The organism is Lutibacter holmesii, from assembly GCF_042679665.1.
Taxonomy (GTDB): Bacteria; Bacteroidota; Bacteroidia; order Flavobacteriales; family Flavobacteriaceae; genus Lutibacter; species Lutibacter holmesii.
The window spans coordinates 1-22,585 of the sequence record NZ_JBHTMV010000001.1; the positions used below are offsets into that span (position 1 = coordinate 1).

Consider the following 22,585-nt stretch of genomic DNA (forward strand, 5'->3'; position numbering starts at 1 on the left):
GCAACAGAAGTTACTAGAACCATCACTGTTGCAGATACGACAGCACCTGTGATTACTTTAACCGGAGCAGCAACAATGACTTTAGAGTCATGTGATACTTACACAGAATTAGGCGCAACGGTTTCAGATTGTGAGACAGGCTTAACAGTGACTATTGGCGGTGATACGGTTGATACGACAACACCAGNTTAACAGTACCAGTTGATGTTACTGTAGAGTGCGGAGAAGATTATAGTTCGGCCGCAACTGGAATTGCAATAGGTATTGATACTTGTGGTGATACTGTGGTTACGGAGGTAGATAATTCAGTGTCAGGTTGTGGAAGTACAATGACTATTACAAGAACTTGGACAGCAACAGATGCTTTCGGAAATAGTGTTTCTGAAGATCAAATAATTACAGTAGTAGATACTATTGCACCTGAATTAAGTGCAATGCCAATTGATATTAGCGTAAGTTGCGTGTCAGAGGTTCCAGGAAGTCAAAATATAATGGCAACTGATTCTTGTGATATTGATGTAACTGTGGTATTTGAGCAGAGTGAATTACCTACTTGTAGCGGAGAAGTTATTAATACTTGGACTGCAACTGATTATTGTGGTAATACAACAAGCTATACCCAAAAGGTAACTATTGATAATGATATAGATCCTGTGTTTTCTGGAGATTTACCAGTTGACTTAACAGTTGAGTGTAATGAAATCCCAGATGCTGCTGAATTAAGGGCTATTGATGCTTGCGGTAATTATTTAGAAGTTGATTATGTAGAAGAAATTATTGGGGAAGAAGATGGTTGTGCTAATAATTATAGAATAAAGAGGGTTTGGTCAACAAAAGACTGTTCCGAAAATATAATGTCATACACGCAAATTATTACAGTTGTTGATACAACAGCTCCCGTAATTGTAGATGCTCCAGAAAGTACTATTACTGTATCATGTTCTGAAATTCCTGAACCAGGAGTTATTACTGCAACTGATAATTGTAGTTCAGAGGTACAAATTAATTTTGAGGAATCAATTACTGGTGTAGAACTTACTGGTTATTACCAAATAATTAGACTTTGGACAATTACTGATGAGTGTAATAATACGAGTATGTATACTCAAACAATTAATGTTGAACCTTTAAATTATAGTGGAGAAGAAGAAACTAATGTTTGTGTTGAAGATGGTATTATTGATTTAGATAGTTTAATCTCAGGAGTGCCTGCAGATGATGATGGAACTTGGTCAGATGATGATAATTCAGGAGCATTAAGTGGTTCAGAATTTGATCCTTCATTTGCAGCTATAGGTTCATACCATTTCACATATACATCAGGATATGATACTTGTGTGACAACATATACCGTATTAATTAATGTAAATGATGATTGTGTGGTAAGACCTTGTGAATCTCCACAAAATATAACAATTTCAAAAATTGTTACAGCGAACAACGATGGTATTAATGATACCTTAGAAATCTCTGATGTGTTTGAGTGTGGTTTTGTTCCAGAAATAAAAATATTTAACCGTTGGGGTAAACAAGTATATGAATCTAATAACTATCAAAATAATTGGGGTGGTTATCATGACAATTCAGGGCCAACAGTGGGAACAGGAAATAAATTACCAACAGGAACATATTACTATATTGTAAATGTAAGAGGGAGTGGTTTCCAACCAATAACAGGTCATATATATTTAGGAACTAACTAATATTAAATTTAAACTATGAAGCGTATAATTATAATCTTAGTAATGTTGATTTTAGGTTATCATAATTCTGAAGCACAACAATTACCACAGTTTACTCAATATATGTATAACACTATTGCTGTTAACCCTGCATATGCGGGAAGTAGAGAAGTGTTAAGTATTGTTGCTTTGGGAAGAAATCAATGGGTTGGTTTTGATGGAGGGCCACAAACACAAACACTATCAATTCATTCTCCTTTAAGAAATGATAGAGTAGGATTAGGTTTGTCCTTAATAAATGATAAGGCTGGTTATGAGAATTTCACATATGTTTATGGAGATTTTTCATATACAATTCCAATTGGAAATGATTTAAAAATGAGCTTTGGTATTGATGCCGGAGCAACATATTATAAATTAGCAGATGAATTATACAACGGTGTTGAAGGGAGTCAAGACCCTTATTTTGATGAAAGATTGGATAGATGGAATCCTAATTTTGGTGCAGGTATTTTAGTTCATTCAGATAGATGGTATGCAGGTATTTCAATGCCAAGATTAATTAACCACGATGTTAATAATCAAACAGATTATGCAGCATTAGAAACAGTGCACTATTATTTAATTGCAGGGTATGTATTTGATGTGTCAAGAGATGTGAAATTTAAGCCTTCTGTATTGTTTAAATACACAAATGGAGCTCCTATTTCAACTGATTTTACAGCCAACTTCTTATTTGTAGAGAAATTTTGGTTAGGTGCTTCTTATAGAGCAAACGGAAAGCAAGGTGCTTTTGGAGCCTTAGTTGATTTTCAAGTATCACCACAATTTAGAATTGGTTATACTTATGAGCTTCCAACGGGAGAAATTAGACCTTATACATCTGGTTCTCAAGAGATTTTATTAATGTACGAATTTAGGTTTACAAAAAATAAGTTAAAATCACCAAGATACTTTTAACCAAATAATGATGAAAACTATGAAACATATAAAACTATCTATTGTTGCTTTTGTTTTGATAAGCACATCTATTATGTTTGGTCAAACTCAAAAGCAAAAGAAAGCTGAAAGACAATTTGATAATTTTTCTTTTGTGAAATCTATTGAAACATATGAGCGTTTGATAGAAAAGGATTTCAACAAAGACTATGCCTTGCGAAAGCTTGGAGATGCTTACATAATGTTACGTGACCCTGAACAAGCTTTACCTATTTACAAGCAAGTTGTTCAGCAAGAAAATGTTCCTTCTGAGTATTATTTGTATTACGCTCAAACTTTAAGAGCTAACGGAGACTATTCAGCATCAAAAGAGTGGATGAAAAAATATAAGGAAGCTGGAAATAAAGAAGATTCTAGGGTGAAATACTTTTTTAAAAATGATGATTTAGCAAGTGCTATTTTTAATAATTATGAAAAAAATACAATTAAAACTTTAAATATTAATTCAAAGTATAATGATTTTGGAGCCGTACAATTTAAAAATCAATTATACTTTACATCATCAAGACATTTGGCTGCTGCAGTAAAACGTGTTTACGGATGGGACAATCAACCGTTGTTAGATATGTATAAAGTAGGAGTAGATGAAGAGCTGCCAGAAGATAATATACAAAGTTTGGAAGGTGATGTTAATACAATTCATCATGACGGTCCAGCGACATTTAATGCTGATGGAACAAAAATGTATTTTTCAAGAAATAATTACAATGATTCAAAAAAAATAAGTGATACTGATGGCGTAATGCATGTTGGAATTTACACCGCAGATTTTGTAGATGAGAAATGGACGAATGTAAAGCCAATAAATTTGAATAATCCAAACTATATTGTTTACCATCCTTCAGTAACAAGCGATGGAAAAACACTGTATTTTGCTTCAGATATGCCAGGTGGTTTTGGAGGTACTGATATTTATAAGAGTACAATTAATACAGACGGAACTTTTGGTACTCCGGTAAACTTAGGGGGTATTGTAAATACAGAAGGAAATGAAGGATTTCCTTTTATGCATAGTGATAATGTATTGTATTTTTCATCAGATGGACATGTTGGTTTAGGTTTGATGGATGTTTTTGCAACCGTTAAAAATGAAAATGAGGAAATAGTAAACGTTATTAATTTAGGAGAGCCAATTAATAGTAAAAAAGATGATTTCGGGTACTTTTTAGATTCTGAAGGGTTTAAAGGTTATGTGTCATCTAATAGAAAAGGAGGAAAAGGAGGAGATGATATTTATGCGTTTACAAGAATTCCACCTTTAACTTTAAAAGGACAAATATTTGATGCTGTTAATAATGAACCTGTTGAAGGTGCTAAAATTGCTTTAACACGTGAAAATGGAGAGGAAATAGCTTATTTTGTTACAGGAGTTGATGGTGCTTATTCACATTTAATTCCAAGAGATGAGAAGTTTTTGTTAAAAGGTTCAAAAGAGAAATATCAAGATGCTTCTCAAGAATTTAGCTCGTTTGGTTTAGAAAAGGAAAAGGAAATTATTGTTGATTTAAATATTGCATTAGCACCAATAGAGAATGTTGTTATTTTGGCAGATCTTGAGACTATTTATTTTGATTTAGATAAGTCAAATATTAGACCAGATGCGGCCTTAGAATTAGATAAAGTGGTGCAGTTAATGAATAAATACCCTGAAATGGTTATTAATTTAGAATCGCATACTGATAGTAGAGCAAATGATGATTATAATATGGCTTTATCAAATAGAAGAGCCAAATCAACATACGATTATATAATTTCTAAAGGAATTGATCCAGTCAGAATACCTAAATATGAAGGTTTTGGTGAGAGTCAATTAGTGAATAAATGTTCAAACAATGTTAAATGTAGCAGAGATGAGCATCAATTAAACAGAAGAACTGAATTTATTATTGTTAAAATGAAATAACAATAAAACCATATTTAATCTAGCAGTCTTTATAATATTTCTTGACTATACTACCGTTGTGGGGACGACAATTTTTTCAAGTTATTATTTTGGCTGCTTTTTTATGTTTTTGTAATAATACTTCTTAGAGTTACTTTCTTATTTAAATAGCGTGAAATGTAAAGAATAGATATTTATAAAGTATTAATTTTTACTTTTAATATGCTAAGTGATTTTTTATTGGGAAAGAATTGATGAGTAATTCCTACTATCAATATATTTTAACTTAACTACCGTTGTGGGGGCGATAATTTTTAAGTTATTGTTTTAACTACTTTTAATTTATTAAAATAAATGGTGATAAATTTAAAGAGTAGTTGTGCTTTTTGGAGCTATAATTTCTCCTTTAGAGTTCTTATATGAAAATCCAGGATATAAGGATTCTATAGCTACTTTTGATGAATTATGTTCAGTTTGAAATGATTTATTTTCTTTTTTGAATTTGGTTTTATTGGAATTCATAATACAATATTTAAAATGCGTACTATATTTTTTGAACAATTATTTATGAATAAAAATTTGAGTAAAATAATTTCTTCCATGCTCATTTGATTCTGTAGATATTCCAAAATGAGTATATGTAGCGTTTTCAATAACGCTTCTATGTCCTTCGCTGTCTAACCAGCCATTTACAACACCTTCTGCAGATCCATATCCGTATGCTACATTTTCACCTACAGTTTTAGCTTGTGTATTTTTCATTAAGATTTCAGACCTTGTTGAGAAGTTGTCATGGCTTACTTCACCAGTTTCAATCATATAGTTTGTATGGCTTTCAGCAACACCAGAAACAATATCTAACGTTTTTAAAGGTGCAATTCCAATACTTTCTCTGTGAGCATTTACTAAGCTTAAAATTTCTAATTCAAGGGCTGAATAGCTGATGTTTTCAACAATTTCTATCTCTGCTGTTCCTTCAAAATATATTCCATCACTATCTTTTGAGCAAGAGAACAGGACAAAACTTAACATAAGAGCAACAAAATATTTAGGGGTAAGTAATTTCATATTGGGGTAATAGGGTATTAGGGTTGATTTTTTTTGGTGATATTTTATTTAACAAACTTTGTGAATGTTAAGCTATTATCGTGTTTAATTTAGGTGTTTAGGGTTGTTTTAATTTTATTAATTAACTCAAAAAGAGTATTAATTTGTGGTAAAATTAAAGGTTTTTATCTTTTTTGCAAGCTTAAGTGTTGAAATAGTGTAGTTTATTTATTAAAACAGGTTAATTGTATGGAATTTCATTCTTTTTGAAAGGAGAGTCATCACTTTTGTAATGAAAATCATTACTATTTGTTAAGTGAAACGTGTATTTTATTGCTTAAATTGAGAATGGTATAAGCTGTTTTTTTTTGAGGGGTTTGGAGCAAGATTATTCTCATAAGCATTGAAAGGTGTTTTTGACTTTGTAGTTTTTTATACGACATAGGTTTTTGTACAATGTAGTTAAAACTTGTATTAAATTATCTTTATGTTTTGAGAATTAAAGTAATAATTAACGACTAAATGAAAACGTGTGTTCGTTGTGGGGACTAACTTTGTTTATTAAGGTGTAAACAGATATTTATTTTAGCCGTTAATTATTGATAATTGTTTTATAGAGAAACCAATTTTTCTGGAACTATTTTCTCTCCTTTAGAATTTTTATATGAAAAACCCGGATATAGTGTTACAATGTTAATTCTTGTTGTACAATTTTTAGATTTTAGAGTTGCACTTTTTTTATTTTGGAGTGTTGTATTTTTCATAATAAATTGTTTTAAAAGATGTTAGCTTCAAGAGGTTTATTTATTAATAAAAATATGTGTGAAAAAGTTTCTTCCTTGAGTATTACATTCTGTAGAAATTCCAAAGTGAGTATAATTTGAATTTTCAATTACTTTTCTATGGCTTTCACTATTTAGCCAACCATTTACAACACCTTCCGCAGAACCAAAACCGTAAGCAACATTTTCTCCAACTGCTTTTGCATTAGCGTTTGACATTAATTGTTCTGATCTTTTAGCAAAATTATCGTGGCTTATTTCACCATTTTCAATCATGTAATTGGTGTGGCCTTCAGCTACGCCAGATACAATGTCTAGTGGTTGTAACGATTTTAACCCTATACTTTGACGGTGCGCATTAACAAGGTCTAAAATTTCTAATTCTAATGATGAGTATGTAATGTTTTCTACAACTATTTCTACTTCTGCCGTATCTTCAAAATATATTCCATCATCGTCATTTGAGCAAGATAATAAAACAAGACTTAATAAAAGAGTAGTTATAAATTTTGGGGCTAGTGTTCTCATAATCGTGGGGACTTTAGGAGTTGACTGTTTATTTTAGTATTTGGGGTGATTTATTTCTATAGGTCGATTTGTTTTTTTGTTTTCTAGGATTATTTTGTTATTCAAATTTAAGGATTATTTCTCTTTCATCAAAAAAATATTCTAAAAAATTTACTATTTATTAAGATAAACATACCATATAGACTATAAAGTATGCTGTTTGTTAGTTGTTTAAGTGTGTTTTACTGTTAATTACTGTGCGTTTTGTTTGGTAAAACGTGTATTTTATTAATAAAAATAAGCGTAAAAAAAGCGAATTCGTGTAGGAATTCGCTCTTTTTAAGTGCTTATTTGGTTTATTTTAAGAGTCCGGCTCTTTTTAATAAGGCATTATTTGTAGGTTTTTTACCTCTAAACTTTTCATATAATTTCATTGGTTTATCGGTACCACCTTTTTCAAGAATATTTGATTTTAATTTGAGAGCTGTTTCTTTATTAAAAATACCATTTTCTATAAAAGCTTCAAAGGCATCGGCATCTAAAACTTCAGCCCATTTGTATGAATAATACCCAGAAGAGTATCCTCCTTGAAAAATATGAGAAAAAGATGTACTCATACAATTTTCATTAACATCAGGGAATAACTGCGTTTGTTTAAATGATGTTGTTTCGTATTCTTTTACGTTTGTTATGTTTGATGGGTTTTTACCGTGCCAATCCATATCTAGCAATCCAAAACTTAGTTGTCTTAGCGTTTGCATTCCTTCTAAAAAGTTTGAAGATTCTTTTATTTTTTCAATAAAATCCATTGGTATAATTTCATTGGTTTGGTAATGTTTGGCAAATAAACTTAAGGCTTCTTTCTCATAACACCAGTTTTCTAAAAGTTGACTTGGTAATTCAACAAAATCCCAAAAAACATTTGTGCCAGATAAGCTAGCATATGTTGTATTTGCAAGCATTCCTTGTAATGCGTGTCCAAATTCGTGAAAAAGTGTTGTAACTTCGTTAAACGTTAATAAAGACGGTTTGGTGTTTGTAGGTTTAGTAAAGTTGCAAACTATTGAAATGTGTGGGCGTGAATTTTCTCCATCTTTTATCCATTGATTTTTAAAAGTGGTCATCCAAGCACCATTTCGTTTTCCTGCTCTTGGAAAAAAATCAGCATATAAAATGGCAATATAATTTCCTGAAGTATCTGAAACTTTATATGTTTTTACATCTTTGTGATATTTGTCTATGGTATTAATTTCTTCAAAAACCAAATCGAATAATTTATTTGAAATTAAGAAAACACCATCAATTACATTGTCTAATTTAAAATAAGGCTTTAATTGTTCTTGATCTAAATTAAATAATTGCTTCTTTAATTTTTCTGAATAATATGCGCTGTCCCATTTTTGAAGTGTTTCAATACCATCTTTTTTCGCAAGTTCTGTAAGTTGTTGAAATTCATTATTAGCGGCTGGTTTTGCTTTAGGAAGTAAATCTTCTAAAAACGAAATTACATTTTCAGGAGTTTCAGCCATACGCTCTTCTAATATAAAATGAGCGTGTGTTTTATAACCTAATAATTGCGCTCTTTTGTATCTTAAGTTTACGATGTCTATAACAATTTGTTGATTGTCATTTTTATTACCTTGAAATGCTTTTGCACCAAAGGCTAATGCCATTTTTTTCGAAGTTCTCTGTTACTAGCGTAAGTTAAAAAAGGAATATAGCTTGGATAGTCTAGCGTAAAAACCCATCCATCTTTATTTTTTTGTTTGGCAACCATTTTAGCAGCCTCAATTTCGCTTTCAGGAAGTCCTTTTAAATTATCTTCATTTGTTAGGTGTAACTCAAAAGCATTGGTTTCAGCCAACACATTTTCACCAAAAACTAATTTTAATTTAGAAAGCTGGGTGTCAATTTTACGTAATTCAATTTTGTCAGCTTCGTTTAAATTAGCTCCGTTGCGCACAAAACTTTTATATTGCTTTGTTATTAAAGTGTCTTGCTCTGTAGTTAAATTTAACTCGTTCTTTTGTTCAAAAATAATTTTTACACGTTCAAATAAAGCTTTGTTTAGTGTAATATCATTTGCCAATTCTGAAAGCATTGGAGAAACTTCTTGCGCTATTTTTTGAATTTCATCATTGGTTTCGGCTGAGTTTAAATTAAAGAAAATACTTGAAATTCTATCAAGTGTTTGTCCGCTAAAATCCAATGCTTCCATTGTGTTTTTAAATGTAGGAGCTTCAGGATTATTTGTTATAGCATCAATTTCAAGTTTAGATTGTTTTATACCTTCTATAAATGCAGGTTTAAAATGTTCGTTTTTAATTGATGAAAATGGAGCAGTTTGAAAAGGTGTATCAAATATTTGTAATAATGGATTACTCATAACTTAAGGTGATTTTTAAAGCAAATATATTATAAATGTGACTTTAATAATGTGAAGGTGTCCTAAATATAGTATACGAAATGTTAATTTTTAAATTTCTTATTATTAAGAAATAATAATTGAGTTTGAATATCGTTTTTAAATTTAAATAGTAAATAATATATGGAAACTATTCTAGAAAAAATACAAGAATCAACTAAAACAATTATTAAAATAAATACAATAATTCCTTATTTTACATATAAAAATAATCAAGGAATTACTGTAGAAGATGTAGATTCTGCGTTGAAATTATAAATTGTTTTTTACGTTTTCAGCAGCTTTATAAACTTTTGATTTTAAGGTTTCTTTAAATGCAATAACTTTATTTAATACTTCAATATTAGAAGCGCCAATAATTTGTGCGGCTAAAATTCCTGCATTTTGAGCGCCATCTAAAGCTACTGTTGCTACAGGAACACCACCTGGCATTTGTAAAATAGAAAGTACAGAATCCCAACCATCAATAGAGTTTCTAGATTTTACGGGTACACCAATTATAGGTAGTGGACTCATAGAAGCTACCATTCCTGGTAAATGAGCTGCGCCACCTGCACCAGCAATAATTACTGAGACTCCTCTTTTATGAGCGTTGTTAGCGTAATCAAATAATTTTTCTGGAGTTCGGTGAGCTGAAACAATATCAACTTCTGTTTCAATATCAAAACTTTTTAAAATATCTATTGCTTGTTGCATAATTGGAAGGTCTGAATCGCTTCCCATTATAATTCCTACTTTACTCATAATTTAATTATTTACTTATTACTCTAATTGTATTTTTTACTATTTCAGCTGTTTTTCTGGCTTCAGCTAAATTATTGTTTACAATAGTTACATGGCCCATTTTTCTAAACGGACGTGTTTCTTTTTTACCGTAAATATGCGGTGTAACGCCGTCCATTTTTAATATGTTTTCCATATTTTCATAAACTACATTTCCTGAAAATCCTTCGTCACCTACTAAATTCACCATTATTCCTGCAACTTTACTTTCAGGGTCACCTAAAGGAAGGTTTAAAATGCTGCGAACATGTTGTTCAAATTGACTTGTGTAAGAAGCTTCAATACTATAATGACCGCTGTTGTGCGTTCTTGGTGCAACTTCATTAACAATAATTTCATCGTTTTCAGTTTGAAATAATTCAACAGCCAATAACCCAATATGTTCAAAAGCTTCTGCAACTTTTAAAGCAACTTCTCTAGCTTTTAAAGCAACGCTTTCAGAAATTCTTGCAGGGCAAATAACATATTCAACTTGGTTTGCTTCTGGATGAAATTCCATTTCAACAACAGGATATGTTTTTATTTCTCCACTTTTATTTCTAGCAACAATTACGGCTAATTCATTTTTAAACGGAATTAAATTTTCAACAATACAATCTGTATCTGCTAATTGATTTAAATCGTTTTCATTTTTAACTATTTTTACACCTGTACCATCGTACCCAAATTGAGCCGATTTCCAAACAAAAGGAAACTGTAAAGTGTTGTTTTTTAACTCTTCAAGTGTTGCAAATCTTTTGTGTGGAGATGTAGGGATGTTATTTTCAACAAAGAAATCTTTTTGTCTTCCTTTGTGTTGAATGGTTTTTAAAACGCTTGGTTGCGGGTAAATTTCAAGACCTTCAGCCTCTAACTTAAGTAAGGATTCAATATTAACATGTTCAATTTCAATGGTTAAAAGGTCTACTTTTTTACCAAAATTGTAAACGGTGTCAAAGTCCATTAAACTACCTTGGTGAAACTCATTGCATATTTGTGCGCAAGGAGCATCAGCGGCACCATCTAAAATAACTGTATAAATGTCGAATTTTTGCGTTTCGGTTAGCAGCATTTTTCCTAACTGCCCGCCACCTAAAACGCCTAATCTAAAATTTGATGAGAAATAATTTTTCACTTTTATTGCTTTTGCACAAAAATAGTAATCTGTTTTTAATTAGCTACGTATTAATTGCTAATGTTTAAAGTAGATTGATTTATAAGCGTAACATTGTATTCTCTTGCAAATTGAGAATTTCCTGCAGTTTGTGGAGAGCCATCAAGCACGCTGTATTCACTTTCATCACATGAACATTTAAATTTTAAGCTTCCGTCAAAAGTCATAGGTTCATCACAATCATTATTTGGGCAAGCTCTTTCAAAGGCTTTGTAGGGCGGAGAACCAATACCGGTGTTTTGAATAAATACACCTTGAATACCATCATTTGCACCAGAAGTGTATACCCAACCAGAAGGAGTTTGTAGTTCAATATATTGAGGTAAATCTAAATTAATAGTAAAATTAACAGAACCTTCAGGTAATAAATCAATTGTGTCATTTTTTTCACAAGAAAATAATGATAAAATTAAACAGAAAAGTAAAAGCTTTCGCATAAGTAAATTATCAAGTTTATATAGTAAACGAGCGCAATTTACAAATATTTTGTACATTTGTAATGAATCTCATACTGCAAAACAGTTTTGAGATTTTTTGTCTTTATTAAAACGAAAATTATGAGTGAGGTATCTTATTATTCTGAGGAAGGAATGAAAAAATTGAAGGATGAGTTGAACCATTTAGAGCAGGTTGAACGTCCAAGAGTGAGTAATGATATTGCGGAGGCTAGAGATAAAGGTGATTTAAGTGAAAATGCTGAATATCACGCGGCTAAAGAAGAGCAATCATTATTAGAATTAAAAATTGCAAAATTGAAACAAGTAGTTTCAAATGCAAGAATTATTGATGAATCTTTGTTAGATACATCTAAAATATTAATCCATTCAATAGTTAAATTGAAAAATTTGGCAAATAATATGGAGTTTACTTACACATTGGTTGCAGACTCTGAAACCAATATTAAAGAAGGTAAGCTAGCTGTAAATTCACCAATAGGTAAAGGTTTACTTGGTAAAAAAGTAGGAGATGTGGCTGAAATTCAGGTGCCAAGCGGTATTATAAATTTTGAAATTTTAGACATTTCAAGAGCCTAAATAATTGATTAAAACATTTGCAAACCCTTTTCAGTTTTTTAATTGAAAAGGGTTTCTTATTTTTGAATAAAAATAGAAAATGAGTACAATATTTACTAAAATAATCAATGGTGAAATTCCATCGTATAAAGTTGCAGAAAATGATGATTTTTTTGCTTTTTTAGATATCAACCCAAACGCTAAGGGACACACATTGGTGGTGCCAAAAAAAGAAGTAAATAGATTGTTTGATTTGGATGAAGAACTATACAATAAGTTAATGAGTTTTTCACGTGAAATTGCATTGGCAATGAAAAAAGCTATTTCTTGTGACCGTATAGGAATGTCTGTTATTGGATTAGAAGTGCCACACGTTCACGTGCATTTAATTCCGTTAAATAAAATGGAAGATATTCAATTTATGAAAAAAGTGACATTACAACCAGCAGAATTTGAAGCTGTTGCAAAAGCAATTTCAAGTAATTTATAGTATTATTTTTTAAGTAGAATTGCAAACGTGGTTCCTTTTCCTATTTCAGATTTGTAAACATAAATTTTTCCATTGTGGTAATCTTCAATAATACGTTTGGCTAAAGACAAACCTAAACCCCAACCACGTTTTTTTGTAGTGTAACCTGGTGAAAATATTTTTTGATGTAAGTTTTTTGAGATTCCTTTTCCTGTGTCTGAAATAGTTATTTTTACTTGGTTAGAAGTTTCTGAAATGGTTAATTGAATTTTACCTTTTCCTTCCATTGCATCTATCGCATTTTTTACTAAATTTTCTATAACCCAGCTAAATAATTGTAAATTAATATTACATTTTATAAGTGTTCTTTCGCTGTTGAAGTTGAAAAGAACTTGTTTAGAACTTCTAGATTTTAAATAATTGAATGATGATTGTGTAGCTTCAACAATATTTTCTGACTTTAAAACGGGCACTGAGCCAATTTTTGAAAAACGTTCGGCAATAATATTTAATCTTGCTACGTCTTTTTCAATTTCTTGAACAGTACTCTCATCAGTGTCTTCTAATCGTAAAATTTCAATCCAACCTAATAACGAAGATAAAGGAGTTCCAATTTGGTGTGCTGTTTCCTTTGCCATTCCTGTCCATAATTTATTCTGGTCTGCTATTTTATTAGATTTAAAGAATAAGTAAATAACACTGGCAAAAAGAATTAAAATTAAAACCAATGCAATAGGGTAGTATTTTAGTTTGGTAAGTAAATCAGAATCACGGTAATAAATTAACTGATTTATATTTGCCTTTTTATAGCTAATAAGAATAGGTTGGTTTTGGCTTTTCATAATAGCCAATTGGCTTTTCAAATATCCTTGTTTTTTGGTTTTAAGTGAATCTAAATTAGACCAATCTGAAATGCTGTCTTGGTTGTTAGTAATAATCATAGGAATGTTGTGATTGTTCCCTATAATTTTATCTTCTAAAGAAATGTCAGCATTCAAATCGGCGCTGCTTAAACGCTCGTAGGCCTTTGCCAAAACTTCCATTTTAGCTCGTTCTTCGGTTTTAAATTTTATGAAAAAATCATATGTATTCCATAAAATAAGGGCTACTATAACAAAAGAAGTTGTTATTACAATCCAACGAATTATTTGTGTATTCTTGTGTGAAGCCATTATTCAAATATAAAATATATGTGCTATAACTAATAAATTAAACCTATATTATTTTTAATAAGAACTATTTACCGGTTTTAACAGCTTTTGATGTTGATAAGTTTGCAAAATATCCTGTTGAATATTTTGGGAATGATGCGTTAAAAAAATTACATTTGCGAAAGTATTTTTAGAGAAAAGTAGAAATAATAGACACGGTAAAAGTGTTTTTTAATGAAATAAAGTGAAACATGGAAGTTACAGGGAAAATTAAAAAAATTGACGAAACTAAAACGTACGGTGCAAGTGGTTTTAGAAAAAGAGAAATGGTAGTTACAACTAATGAGCAATATCCTCAAATGTTGATGATTGAATTTGTGCAAGACAAATGTGATTTATTAAATAGCTATCAAGTTGGACAAGATGTAAAAATTTCAATTAATTTAAGAGGTAGAGAGTGGATTAACCCTCAAGGAGAAGCTGTTTATTTTAACTCTATTCAAGGATGGAGAATTGAAGCAGCAGCTGCTGAAGGAGCTGGAGCACCAGCAACACCACCAGTTGATACTTTTGAGAAAACTGCAGATGTTAGCGACAGCGAACCAGATGACTTACCATTTTAAATAAGTTATTTAGCCATATTTTAAAAAGAGAAAAACAATTGTTTTTCTCTTTTTTTGTTTAATTATATTTGTACAAATTTCTGCCCAATGTATATACTTTCTAAAGAATTATATTTTCCTCCTGTAAGCTATGCCAATGAAGATGGTTTGTTGGCTGTTGGTGGAGATTTATCTGTTGAAAGATTACAATTGGCTTATGAAAGTGGTATATTTCCGTGGTTTAACCAAGGTGAACCTGTAATTTGGTATAGTCCAAATCCTAGAATGGTTTTGTTTCCTAAAGATTTGAAAATTTCAAAGAGTATGAAACAAATTATTAAAAAAGGGGAATTTGAAATTACGTACAATCAAAACTTTGACGCTGTAATTTCAAATTGTAAAAATGTGTTTAGACCCGATCAAGGTGGCACTTGGATAACTAATGAAATGGAACAAGCTTATATTGCATTGCATACAAAAGGAATTGCAAAATCTGTAGAAGTTTGGAAAAATAAAGAGCTAGTTGGTGGTTTATATGGAATAGATTTAGGAACTATTTTTTGTGGTGAAAGTATGTTTAGCACCGTAAGTAATGCTTCAAAATTGGCGTTTATTTATTTAGTTCAAAAATTAGAAAAAGAAAATTATCCGTTAATTGATTGCCAAGTGTACAACAATCATTTGGCTAGCTTAGGTGCTAATGAAATTCCAAGAGAAGAGTTTTTGAAGTACTTAAAAAATAAGTGAATAATAAGTTCAGTATATTTGAACTTCTATAAAAAAAGAATACAATGGATTTAAAAAATGGTCAATTAGTAGTTGATAACTGGATAAAAGAACACGGTGTTCGTTATTTTAATGAATTAACCAATATGGCGCAATTAACTGAAGAAGTTGGTGAAGTAGCTCGTATTATTGCAAGACGTTATGGTGAACAAAGTGAGAAAGAAAGTGATAAAAATAAAGATTTAGGTGAGGAGTTAGCAGATGTTGTTTTTGTAGTTTTATGTTTGGCAAACCAAACAGGAATAGATTTACAAGCTGCTTTTGATGCGAAAATGGATGTGAAAACAAAACGTGATCACAATCGTCATCATAACAATCAAAAATTAAAATAAATGAATCAATACAAAAATCAATCGTTTATAAAATTAACGCTTCGTTTTGGCGCTATTTTTTTAGTTATTGTTTCTATTATAAAAATTGTGATTTCAATTTTTAAAAATGGTGGTATTTCAGGAATGATAGCTGAATATTTTTCGCCAGAGACCTTTCAACAATTTATAACTATTCAACTGGTAATGGCCTTAATGTACGGTTTGTTTATGGCCGGTTATTATAAGTTTATTAAAAAAGATTAAAAATAAAACACCTAATTCATTTTTTAAAGAATTAGGTGTTTTAAGGAATAGTAATTATTAATTTAAGTTAATTAATTCTATATCACTTTCCTTAACTTTTTTATTTAGCAGTTTTACATCTTCATCAAAAACAGAATAAATTTTTGCCAATTCAGCATCAATTAAAACGGTGATTTCATTTTTAAATTGAACAGATTGATCTGTTGGTTTAAAGTCCCCAATTGAACTTAACGAATTTAAATGCGCTAATTTATTGTTTAAGCGAATAGGGAAATTTAATGGATCTTGATTGCTCTTACTTTTTGTTTGGTATAAAACGTTCTCATATGTAGTTAAATCTTTTACAATTTTATCGGCCAAATCAATAATTTCTTTATTTTTTTCTTTGTCTGAAATAGCTGCTTTTAACTGTTTTATTTGTGTTTTAACTTTAGTAATGTTTTTTAAGGTTTTATGAATTTCAGTTATTTTCTCTTGAATTTCAAGAATAAAATTAAACTGAGCAACTAAATCTTCTTGTGTTGCTGTACTTCTAGGGTCTTTTAAAATGTTAAATAACTGCTCTGAAGCTAATTCGCCATTCTTGCTCAACGTTACTTTGTAAGTGCCAGGTAAAGCTTTTGGCCCGCTTAATGAAGCCCACCATAAAATCATACCTTTTACTTTTTCAGCATCAGGATATTGCATGTTCCAATGGAATAAGTTAGCACCTTTTTCAACGGTAAGTTTTTCTTCTTTTTGTTCAGAATCTGGTTTGGTTGAAAAGGTTTTAATGTGTGTTCCATTATTATCGTAAATAGCTAAACTAATAGTGTCCTTTTTATTGATATCTTTTACAAAATAATGCAATTGAACGCCACCAGCATGATTTTGACCTGCTGTTTTAGAAATGCGTTTACTTCCGCCTAAGCGATAGCTGTCTGTTGGTTTGTATATAAATAAATCTTGAGAAATTAATTCATTATTTAGTTGGTGTAACGGTGTTAAATCATCAATTAACCAAAAAGATCTACCTTGTGTAGCTGCAATTAAATTGTTGTTTTTTATAGTTAAATCTGTAATTGGAACAAGTGGTAAATTTAACTGAAATGGTTCCCAGTTTTCTCCATTGTTAAAACTAATGTACAAGCCGTTTTCTGTACCAGCATACAATAAGCCTTTTCTATTTGGATCTGCACGTACAACTCTTGTAAAATGTTCTGAAGGGATTCCTGTTGTAATTAATTTCCAAGTTTTACCGTAATCTTCTGTCTTATAAATGTATGGTGTGTAATCTCCTAATTTATATCGAGTTCCAACAACATAAGCGCCACCAGCAGTAAACGGATCTACTTCAATACAATTAATTAGCATCCATTCAGGCATTTTTTTTGGAGTTACATTTGTCCAATTTTCACCACCATCTTTTGTAATATGAACCAATCCATCATCTGATCCTGTCCAAATTAAGTTTTCTTCAAAAGGAGATTCTACCGCAGCAAAAATTGTCCCGTAATATTCAACACCTGTGTTGTCTTTTGTAATTGGACCACCTGAAACGCCAAGAGTTTTTGGGTCGTTTCTTGTTAAATCAGGGCTAATTACCTCAAAGGATTGCCCTTCATTATAAGTAACATGAACGTGGTTTGAAGTGGTGTATAATTTCTTTTTGTTATGAGGCGAAAAAAAGATTGGGTAATTCCATTGAAAACGATATTTCATGTCCTCAGCACCGTGTCCCATAGGATCATCTGGCCACACATTTATTGCTCTTTTTTCACCAGTTTTATGATTCATTCTTGTTAGCAATCCGCCATAGCTTCCACCGTACACAATATCATTGTCTAAAGGATCTACAGCAATGTGAGCGCTTTCACCACCGGCGGTACTTTCCCAATCACTTTCTCCTATGGTTCTTCCATTTGTTCTATGCGAAATTCTTACAGTTGAATTATCTTGTTGTGCACCGTAAATTCTATAAGGAAAATGGTCATCAGTAACCACTCTGTAAAATTGTGCTGTAGGCTGATTCATATATGTACTCCAGTTTTCACCGGCATCAAAACTAATTTGAGCGCCACCATCATCTGCAATAATCATACGTTGATTGTTTTCAGGAGCAATCCATAAATCGTGATGATCTCCGTGAGGCGCGTTAAAAGTTTTAAACGTTTTTCCTCCATCTTTTGATTGGTGGTATTGTACATTTAAAACATACAATAAATTTTCATCTTGCGTATCTGCATACAAGCGAGTGTAATACCAAGCGCGTTGGCGTAATTTTCGTTTGCTGTTAATTAATTTCCAAGTATTTCCAGCATCGGTAGATTTGTACAATCCACCATCTTTATTTTCAACTAAAGCCCAAACAATATCTGAATTTACAGGTGAAACGGTAACACCGCTAATTCCCCAAATTCCTTTAGGTAAACCTTTATTGGTTGAAATATTGGTCCAAGTTTCGCCTTCATCAATACTTTTCCATAAAGCAGATCCTTCACCACCGCTTGATAAACTGTAAGGTGTTCTTCTAACATTCCAAGTTGAAGCATATAAAATTCTTGGGTTATTTGGGTCTATTAATAAATCTACAGCGCCTGCATCAGCATTTGCAAACAAAACTTTTTTCCAGTTTTTTCCTCCATCTGTTGATTTATATACGCCTCTTTCTTCAGAAGATTTGTATAAATCACCTAAAACAGCAGTAAATACAATATCTGAGTTTTTAGGGTGAATTCGAACTCTTGGAATGTGTCTTGAGTTTTTTAAACCAATGTGTTCCCAATTTTTTCCAGCATCAACACTTTTCCACATTCCATCACCTGAAGATACATTTCCACGAACAGTTACCTCTCCATTTCCAACATATATTACATTGTTATCACTTTCACTAACAGCTACAGCGCCTACTGAACCTCCAAAAAAGCCATCTGAAATATTTTGCCAAGAGTTACCAGCATCGGTTGTTTTCCATACGCCACCACCTGTTGCGCCCATATAATAGAGGTTTGCTTTATTTTGTACGCCAGCTACAGCAGCACTTCTTCCGCCTCTAAACGGACCAATATTACGCCATTGAACAGATTTGTAAAATTCTTCACTAAATTTGGATACTGTTTTTTGTGCGTTAACTTTGTGCGCTGAAAATAAAAATAGGCAACTAATTAGTAAAAAGTATTTTTTCATAATTGAGGTTTGAAAAGGTTTGAAAAGGATTGAAAAGTTTTAAAAGAGTAAATCTATTAAAAATAAATTTAACTTGTGCCACTAAATAAGCAGTATATGGAGTTATTAAAGGTGAATAAAATTAAGAGTAAAGTAAGCGGAAATGTTGATATTACAGGTTCAAAAAGTGAAACAAATAGATTGTTGATTTTACAACAATTATACCCGAATTTGCAAATTGAAAACGTTTCTAACTCAGACGATTCTGTGTTAATGAAAAAAGCATTGACCAGCACTTCTTCTGAAATAAATATTGGACATGCCGGTACTGCTATGCGTTTTTTAACTTCTTATTTTGCTGTAAAAGAAAATTCTGAAATTGTATTGACAGGTTCACACAGAATGAAAAATAGGCCAATTAAAATTTTAGTTGATGCTTTAATTTCTTTGGGTGCAGATATTCAATACCTTGAAAAAGAAGGATTTCCACCGTTAAAAATTACCGGAAAAAAGTTAACTAAAGATTTTGTTGAAATTGATGGAAACGTAAGTTCTCAATACATTTCATCTTTGTTGTTAATGGCACCAACATTGCAAAACGGGTTGCAATTAAAGTTTAAAGGTGAAATTACTTCGGTACCTTATATTAAAATGACTTTAAGTTTGTTGGCAAGTTTAGGAATAGAACTTTCTTGGGATGATGATAGTATTTCCATTAAACCAAAACCAATAATTGAACATAAAAAAGTTGTTGTAGAGTCTGACTGGAGTTCGGCTTCATATTACTATAGTTTGGTTGCTTTAAGTCCAAATTCTGAAGTAAAAATATCTTCATACAAGCAAAATAGTTTGCAAGGAGATTCTGTACTAGCAACTATTTATGAAAATTTAGGTGTTGAAACTACTTTTAATGAGCATACGGTTACTTTAAAAAATACGGGTAATTTAAATCCTTCAAAATTGATAGATTTAAATTTAATTGGCGCTCCAGACATTGCTCAAACAATTGTAGTTACTTGTTTTGGTTTGGGAATATCGTGTTTTTTAACGGGGCTTCATACCTTAAAAATTAAAGAAACAGATAGGTTGGTAGCTTTAAAAAATGAAATTGAAAAATTAGGTGGTGAAGTTGAAATTACCAATGAAACTTTAGCTTTAAAACCTTCAACCCAAATAAATGAAAATGTAAGTATTGCAACTTATGATGATCATAGAATGGCTATGGCTTTTGCGCCTTTGGCAACAAAGGTTTCTATTGTTATTGAAGAACCTAACGTAGTGTCAAAATCGTATCCAACATTTTGGGAAGACTTTCATAAAGTAACATTGTAAAATACTCTTTAACAAACTTTTATTGCAAATCACTTGACAACGCCTATGCCGATGTTGTATATTTGCGCTCATTCAATAAAAATATTACATGAAATTATCACATTTTAAATTTGAATTACCAGAAGATTTATATGCAGAATACCCTGCAGAACATAGAGATGAATCTCGTTTAATGGTATTAAATAGAAAAGAAAAAACAATTGAACATAAGCAATTCAAAGATTTAATAAATTATTTTGATGAAGGTGATTTAATGGTTTTAAATAACACCAAAGTTTTTCCTGCAAGAATGTATGGTGAAAAAGAAAAAACTGGCGCAAGAATTGAAGTGTTTTTATTGAGAGAATTAAATGCTGAAAGTAGGTTGTGGGATGTTTTAGTTGATCCTGCAAGAAAAATAAGAATTGGAAATAAATTATTTTTTGGAGATGATGAAAGTTTAGTTGCTGAAGTAATTGACAATACCACTTCAAGAGGAAGAACTTTACGTTTTTTATATGATGGTTCTTATGAAGAATTTAGAAAAAAATTAGAAGAATTAGGTGAAACACCACTTCCAAAATATATTAAAAGAGCTGTAGAACCTTCAGATGAAGAGCGTTACCAAACAATTTACGCAAAAGAAGAAGGTGCTGTTGCTGCTCCAACCGCAGGTTTACACTTTTCTAAACATTTAATGAAACGTTTAGAGATTAAAGGTGTTGATTTTGCTGAAGTTACATTACACGTTGGGTTAGGAACATTTAGTGCTGTTGAAGTTGAAGACTTATCAAAGCATAAAATGGACTCTGAGCAATGTGTTATTTCAAATGATACTGCAAGCGTTGTAAATGCTGCTCTTGATAATAAAAAACGTGTTTGTGCTGTAGGTACTACAGTAATGCGTGCTGTTGAAAGTTCAGTTTCATCAAACCAAAGGTTAAATCCTTACAATGCTTGGACAAATAAATTTATTTTTCCACCATACGACTTTAGTATTGCAAATTGTATGATTACAAATTTCCATACTCCAAAATCTACGTTAATGATGATGGCTGCTGCTTTTGCAGGGTACGATTTTTTAATGGAAGCTTATGATGAAGCAGTAAAAGAAGGATATAAGTTTTACTCGTACGGTGATGCGATGTTAATTTTATAAATTAAACTATATTTTAATAAATTTGATTCCCGCTTTGGCGGGAATCTTTTTATAAACGTGTTTGGAATGGATAAAAAGAAAGACATACGATCATTAACAAAAGATGAATTAAGAAGTTTTTTTGTTTCTGAAAATGATAAAGCATTTAGAGGAAATCAAGTTTATGAATGGCTTTGGGCAAAAGGAGCACATTCTTTTGACGATATGACCAATATTTCAAAGAAAACACGTGAAATGTTGGAAAACAACTTTGTAATTAATCATATTGAAGTAGATAATTTGCAACGCAGTGCAGATGGTACGGTGAAAAATGCTGTACGCTTACATGATGGTTTAATTGTTGAGTCTGTTTTAATTCCAACAGGAACAAGAACAACAGCTTGTGTTTCAAGTCAAGTAGGATGCAGTTTAGATTGTAGTTTTTGTGCAACAGCGCGTTTAAAGAAAATGCGAAACTTAAATCCTGATGAAATATACGATCAGGTGGCGGCTATAAATAAAGAAAGTTTATTGTACTACAATCGCAAGCTTTCAAACATTGTTTATATGGGAATGGGAGAGCCGTTAATGAATTATAACAACGTACTAAAATCTATCGAGAAAATTACGTCTCCAGAAGGTTTAGGAATGTCTCCAAAAAGAATTACAGTTTCTACCTCTGGACTGCCAAAAATGATTAAAAAATTGGCTGATGATGAGGTGAAGTTTAATTTAGCAGTTTCTTTACATTCTGCAATTGATGAGGTTCGCTCTAAAATTATGCCGTTTAGTAAAACGTTTCCGTTGGCACAATTAAGAGAAGCATTGGAGTATTGGTATAAAAAAACCGAGAGTAGAGTAACTTATGAATACGTAGTTTGGGATGGTATTAATGATACCAAAGAAGCCATACAAGCGTTGGTTAAATTTTGTAAATATGTGCCTTGCAAGGTAAACTTAATTGAATACAACCCAATTGATGATGGAGAATTTCAACAAGCAAAACCTGAGGTAATTAACAATTATATTTCTAATTTAGAAATGAATGACATTATTGTAAATGTTAGAAGAAGTAGAGGTAAAGATATTGATGCGGCTTGTGGTCAATTAGCTAATAAAAGTTAAATTTCGCCTTA

General features: G+C 31.2%; 22 protein-coding genes and 1 pseudogene. 13 read left to right on the forward strand and 10 right to left on the reverse strand.

Annotated elements, in window-relative coordinates; all coding sequences use genetic code 11:
- Positions 1 to 329 precede the first annotated feature (329 nt).
- Genes ACFQ5N_RS00005 through ACFQ5N_RS00015 form a run of 3 tightly spaced genes read left to right on the forward strand, consistent with a single transcriptional unit; the run spans position 330 to position 4,584 of the window.
- Entirely contained in the window at positions 330 to 1,703 is a 1,374-nt protein-coding gene (locus tag ACFQ5N_RS00005; protein ID WP_386806685.1) for a gliding motility-associated C-terminal domain-containing protein, read from the forward strand.
- 15 nt (positions 1,704 to 1,718) lie between these two features.
- Entirely contained in the window at positions 1,719 to 2,642 is a 924-nt protein-coding gene (locus ACFQ5N_RS00010) for a PorP/SprF family type IX secretion system membrane protein (RefSeq protein WP_386806687.1), read from the forward strand.
- A 19-nt stretch (positions 2,643 to 2,661) separates the two neighbouring features.
- On the forward strand, positions 2,662 to 4,584 hold the full coding sequence (locus tag ACFQ5N_RS00015) for an OmpA family protein (protein WP_386806689.1): 1,923 nt from the start codon (positions 2,662 to 2,664) through the stop codon (positions 4,582 to 4,584).
- Between the two features lie 345 nt (positions 4,585 to 4,929).
- On the opposite strand, the gene ACFQ5N_RS00020 is transcribed toward ACFQ5N_RS00015, so the two are convergent.
- The 5 genes and pseudogenes from ACFQ5N_RS00020 to ACFQ5N_RS00040 form a co-directional block, all read right to left on the reverse strand.
- Positions 4,930 to 5,085, reverse strand: a complete 156-nt coding sequence (locus ACFQ5N_RS00020) for a hypothetical protein (RefSeq protein ID WP_386806691.1) — start codon at positions 5,083 to 5,085, stop codon at positions 4,930 to 4,932.
- A 39-nt stretch (positions 5,086 to 5,124) separates the two neighbouring features.
- The gene (locus ACFQ5N_RS00025) at positions 5,125 to 5,631 is read right to left on the reverse strand and encodes a CAP domain-containing protein (protein WP_386806693.1); all 507 of its coding nucleotides are present in this window, start codon (positions 5,629 to 5,631) and stop codon (positions 5,125 to 5,127) included.
- A gap of 590 nt (positions 5,632 to 6,221) precedes the next feature.
- Positions 6,222 to 6,374 (reverse strand): hypothetical protein, encoded by a 153-nt coding sequence (locus ACFQ5N_RS00030; RefSeq protein WP_386806694.1) that lies wholly within the window; start codon positions 6,372 to 6,374, stop codon positions 6,222 to 6,224.
- Between the two features lie 36 nt (positions 6,375 to 6,410).
- Positions 6,411 to 6,920 (reverse strand): CAP domain-containing protein, encoded by a 510-nt coding sequence (locus ACFQ5N_RS00035; RefSeq protein ID WP_386806696.1) that lies wholly within the window; start codon positions 6,918 to 6,920, stop codon positions 6,411 to 6,413.
- A 335-nt stretch (positions 6,921 to 7,255) separates the two neighbouring features.
- Positions 7,256 to 9,285, reverse strand: a pseudogene (locus tag ACFQ5N_RS00040) (M3 family metallopeptidase).
- A gap of 162 nt (positions 9,286 to 9,447) precedes the next feature.
- On the opposite strand from ACFQ5N_RS00040, the gene ACFQ5N_RS00045 reads away from it, so the two are divergent.
- Positions 9,448 to 9,582, forward strand: a complete 135-nt coding sequence (locus tag ACFQ5N_RS00045) for a hypothetical protein (RefSeq protein ID WP_386806698.1) — start codon at positions 9,448 to 9,450, stop codon at positions 9,580 to 9,582.
- On the opposite strand, the gene purE is transcribed toward ACFQ5N_RS00045, so the two are convergent.
- From purE to ACFQ5N_RS00060, 3 genes are read right to left on the reverse strand one after another with little or no spacing between them, the layout of a single operon-like run.
- On the reverse strand, positions 9,577 to 10,068 hold the full coding sequence (purE, locus tag ACFQ5N_RS00050; protein WP_386806700.1) for a 5-(carboxyamino)imidazole ribonucleotide mutase: 492 nt from the start codon (positions 10,066 to 10,068) through the stop codon (positions 9,577 to 9,579). The genes ACFQ5N_RS00045 and purE overlap by 6 nt on opposite strands.
- A 7-nt stretch (positions 10,069 to 10,075) precedes the next feature.
- Positions 10,076 to 11,221 carry a 5-(carboxyamino)imidazole ribonucleotide synthase gene (locus ACFQ5N_RS00055; protein ID WP_386806702.1) on the reverse strand — a complete coding sequence of 382 codons (1,146 nt, stop codon included), beginning with the start codon at positions 11,219 to 11,221 and terminating at the stop codon, positions 10,076 to 10,078.
- A gap of 50 nt (positions 11,222 to 11,271) precedes the next feature.
- Complete coding sequence (locus tag ACFQ5N_RS00060; RefSeq protein ID WP_386806703.1) at positions 11,272 to 11,697, reverse strand: hypothetical protein; 426 nt, start codon at positions 11,695 to 11,697, stop codon at positions 11,272 to 11,274.
- 120 nt (positions 11,698 to 11,817) lie between these two features.
- Between ACFQ5N_RS00060 and greA the strand changes: the two genes are divergently transcribed.
- Positions 11,818 to 12,294: a transcription elongation factor GreA gene (greA, locus tag ACFQ5N_RS00065; protein ID WP_386806705.1), complete on the forward strand. Its 477-nt coding sequence runs from the start codon at positions 11,818 to 11,820 to the stop codon at positions 12,292 to 12,294.
- 79 nt (positions 12,295 to 12,373) lie between these two features.
- Positions 12,374 to 12,763 (forward strand): HIT family protein, encoded by a 390-nt coding sequence (locus tag ACFQ5N_RS00070; protein WP_386806707.1) that lies wholly within the window; start codon positions 12,374 to 12,376, stop codon positions 12,761 to 12,763.
- 2 nt (positions 12,764 to 12,765) lie between these two features.
- Here the strand turns inward: ACFQ5N_RS00070 and ACFQ5N_RS00075 are convergent, their stop codons facing one another.
- Positions 12,766 to 13,914: a sensor histidine kinase gene (locus ACFQ5N_RS00075; RefSeq protein ID WP_386806709.1), complete on the reverse strand. Its 1,149-nt coding sequence runs from the start codon at positions 13,912 to 13,914 to the stop codon at positions 12,766 to 12,768.
- A 230-nt stretch (positions 13,915 to 14,144) separates the two neighbouring features.
- Between ACFQ5N_RS00075 and ACFQ5N_RS00080 the strand changes: the two genes are divergently transcribed.
- From ACFQ5N_RS00080 to ACFQ5N_RS00095, 4 genes are all read left to right on the forward strand, one after another.
- A complete protein-coding gene (locus ACFQ5N_RS00080; RefSeq protein WP_386806710.1) occupies positions 14,145 to 14,516 on the forward strand; it encodes a DUF3127 domain-containing protein in 372 nt (123 codons plus the stop codon).
- 87 nt (positions 14,517 to 14,603) lie between these two features.
- Positions 14,604 to 15,242, forward strand: a complete 639-nt coding sequence (gene aat / locus ACFQ5N_RS00085) for a leucyl/phenylalanyl-tRNA--protein transferase (protein ID WP_386806711.1) — start codon at positions 14,604 to 14,606, stop codon at positions 15,240 to 15,242.
- A 44-nt stretch (positions 15,243 to 15,286) separates the two neighbouring features.
- Positions 15,287 to 15,613, forward strand: a complete 327-nt coding sequence (locus ACFQ5N_RS00090; RefSeq protein ID WP_386806713.1) for a nucleotide pyrophosphohydrolase — start codon at positions 15,287 to 15,289, stop codon at positions 15,611 to 15,613.
- A complete protein-coding gene (locus tag ACFQ5N_RS00095; RefSeq protein WP_386806715.1) occupies positions 15,614 to 15,856 on the forward strand; it encodes a hypothetical protein in 243 nt (80 codons plus the stop codon). It abuts the gene before it with no gap.
- A 57-nt stretch (positions 15,857 to 15,913) separates the two neighbouring features.
- Here ACFQ5N_RS00095 and ACFQ5N_RS00100 read toward each other — a convergent pair whose 3' ends face one another.
- On the reverse strand, positions 15,914 to 19,021 hold the full coding sequence (locus ACFQ5N_RS00100; RefSeq protein ID WP_386806717.1) for a VPS10 domain-containing protein: 3,108 nt from the start codon (positions 19,019 to 19,021) through the stop codon (positions 15,914 to 15,916).
- A gap of 96 nt (positions 19,022 to 19,117) precedes the next feature.
- On the opposite strand from ACFQ5N_RS00100, the gene ACFQ5N_RS00105 reads away from it, so the two are divergent.
- The 3 genes from ACFQ5N_RS00105 to rlmN all read left to right on the forward strand — a co-directional run bounded on the left by ACFQ5N_RS00105 (position 19,118) and on the right by rlmN (position 22,574).
- The gene (locus ACFQ5N_RS00105; protein WP_386806719.1) at positions 19,118 to 20,332 is read left to right on the forward strand and encodes a 3-phosphoshikimate 1-carboxyvinyltransferase; all 1,215 of its coding nucleotides are present in this window, start codon (positions 19,118 to 19,120) and stop codon (positions 20,330 to 20,332) included.
- Between the two features lie 88 nt (positions 20,333 to 20,420).
- Positions 20,421 to 21,470 carry a tRNA preQ1(34) S-adenosylmethionine ribosyltransferase-isomerase QueA gene (queA, locus tag ACFQ5N_RS00110; protein WP_386806721.1) on the forward strand — a complete coding sequence of 350 codons (1,050 nt, stop codon included), beginning with the start codon at positions 20,421 to 20,423 and terminating at the stop codon, positions 21,468 to 21,470.
- 66 nt (positions 21,471 to 21,536) lie between these two features.
- The gene (rlmN, locus tag ACFQ5N_RS00115; RefSeq protein WP_386806724.1) at positions 21,537 to 22,574 is read left to right on the forward strand and encodes a 23S rRNA (adenine(2503)-C(2))-methyltransferase RlmN; all 1,038 of its coding nucleotides are present in this window, start codon (positions 21,537 to 21,539) and stop codon (positions 22,572 to 22,574) included.
- Positions 22,575 to 22,585 lie beyond the last annotated feature (11 nt).

Excerpts from the sequence above, each read along its gene's own strand:
- ACFQ5N_RS00005 (WP_386806685.1), top strand. The coding sequence starts at position 330 with ATGACTATTACAAGAACTTGGACAGCAACAGATGCTTTCGGAAATAGT.
- ACFQ5N_RS00020 (WP_386806691.1), bottom strand. The coding sequence starts at position 5,085 with ATGAATTCCAATAAAACCAAATTCAAAAAAGAAAATAAATCATTTCAA.
- ACFQ5N_RS00100 (WP_386806717.1), bottom strand. The coding sequence starts at position 19,021 with ATGAAAAAATACTTTTTACTAATTAGTTGCCTATTTTTATTTTCAGCG.
- ACFQ5N_RS00035 (WP_386806696.1), bottom strand. The coding sequence starts at position 6,920 with ATGAGAACACTAGCCCCAAAATTTATAACTACTCTTTTATTAAGTCTT.
- ACFQ5N_RS00010 (WP_386806687.1), top strand. The coding sequence starts at position 1,719 with ATGAAGCGTATAATTATAATCTTAGTAATGTTGATTTTAGGTTATCAT.
- ACFQ5N_RS00090 (WP_386806713.1), top strand. The coding sequence starts at position 15,287 with ATGGATTTAAAAAATGGTCAATTAGTAGTTGATAACTGGATAAAAGAA.
- aat (WP_386806711.1), top strand. The coding sequence starts at position 14,604 with ATGTATATACTTTCTAAAGAATTATATTTTCCTCCTGTAAGCTATGCC.
- ACFQ5N_RS00095 (WP_386806715.1), top strand. The coding sequence starts at position 15,614 with ATGAATCAATACAAAAATCAATCGTTTATAAAATTAACGCTTCGTTTT.
- ACFQ5N_RS00060 (WP_386806703.1), bottom strand. The coding sequence starts at position 11,697 with ATGCGAAAGCTTTTACTTTTCTGTTTAATTTTATCATTATTTTCTTGT.
- ACFQ5N_RS00015 (WP_386806689.1), top strand. The coding sequence starts at position 2,662 with ATGAAACATATAAAACTATCTATTGTTGCTTTTGTTTTGATAAGCACA.
- greA (WP_386806705.1), top strand. The coding sequence starts at position 11,818 with ATGAGTGAGGTATCTTATTATTCTGAGGAAGGAATGAAAAAATTGAAG.
- rlmN (WP_386806724.1), top strand. The coding sequence starts at position 21,537 with ATGGATAAAAAGAAAGACATACGATCATTAACAAAAGATGAATTAAGA.
- ACFQ5N_RS00070 (WP_386806707.1), top strand. The coding sequence starts at position 12,374 with ATGAGTACAATATTTACTAAAATAATCAATGGTGAAATTCCATCGTAT.
- queA (WP_386806721.1), top strand. The coding sequence starts at position 20,421 with ATGAAATTATCACATTTTAAATTTGAATTACCAGAAGATTTATATGCA.
- purE (WP_386806700.1), bottom strand. The coding sequence starts at position 10,068 with ATGAGTAAAGTAGGAATTATAATGGGAAGCGATTCAGACCTTCCAATT.
- ACFQ5N_RS00080 (WP_386806710.1), top strand. The coding sequence starts at position 14,145 with ATGGAAGTTACAGGGAAAATTAAAAAAATTGACGAAACTAAAACGTAC.
- ACFQ5N_RS00075 (WP_386806709.1), bottom strand. The coding sequence starts at position 13,914 with ATGGCTTCACACAAGAATACACAAATAATTCGTTGGATTGTAATAACA.
- ACFQ5N_RS00045 (WP_386806698.1), top strand. The coding sequence starts at position 9,448 with ATGGAAACTATTCTAGAAAAAATACAAGAATCAACTAAAACAATTATT.
- ACFQ5N_RS00105 (WP_386806719.1), top strand. The coding sequence starts at position 19,118 with ATGGAGTTATTAAAGGTGAATAAAATTAAGAGTAAAGTAAGCGGAAAT.
- ACFQ5N_RS00030 (WP_386806694.1), bottom strand. The coding sequence starts at position 6,374 with ATGAAAAATACAACACTCCAAAATAAAAAAAGTGCAACTCTAAAATCT.
- ACFQ5N_RS00025 (WP_386806693.1), bottom strand. The coding sequence starts at position 5,631 with ATGAAATTACTTACCCCTAAATATTTTGTTGCTCTTATGTTAAGTTTT.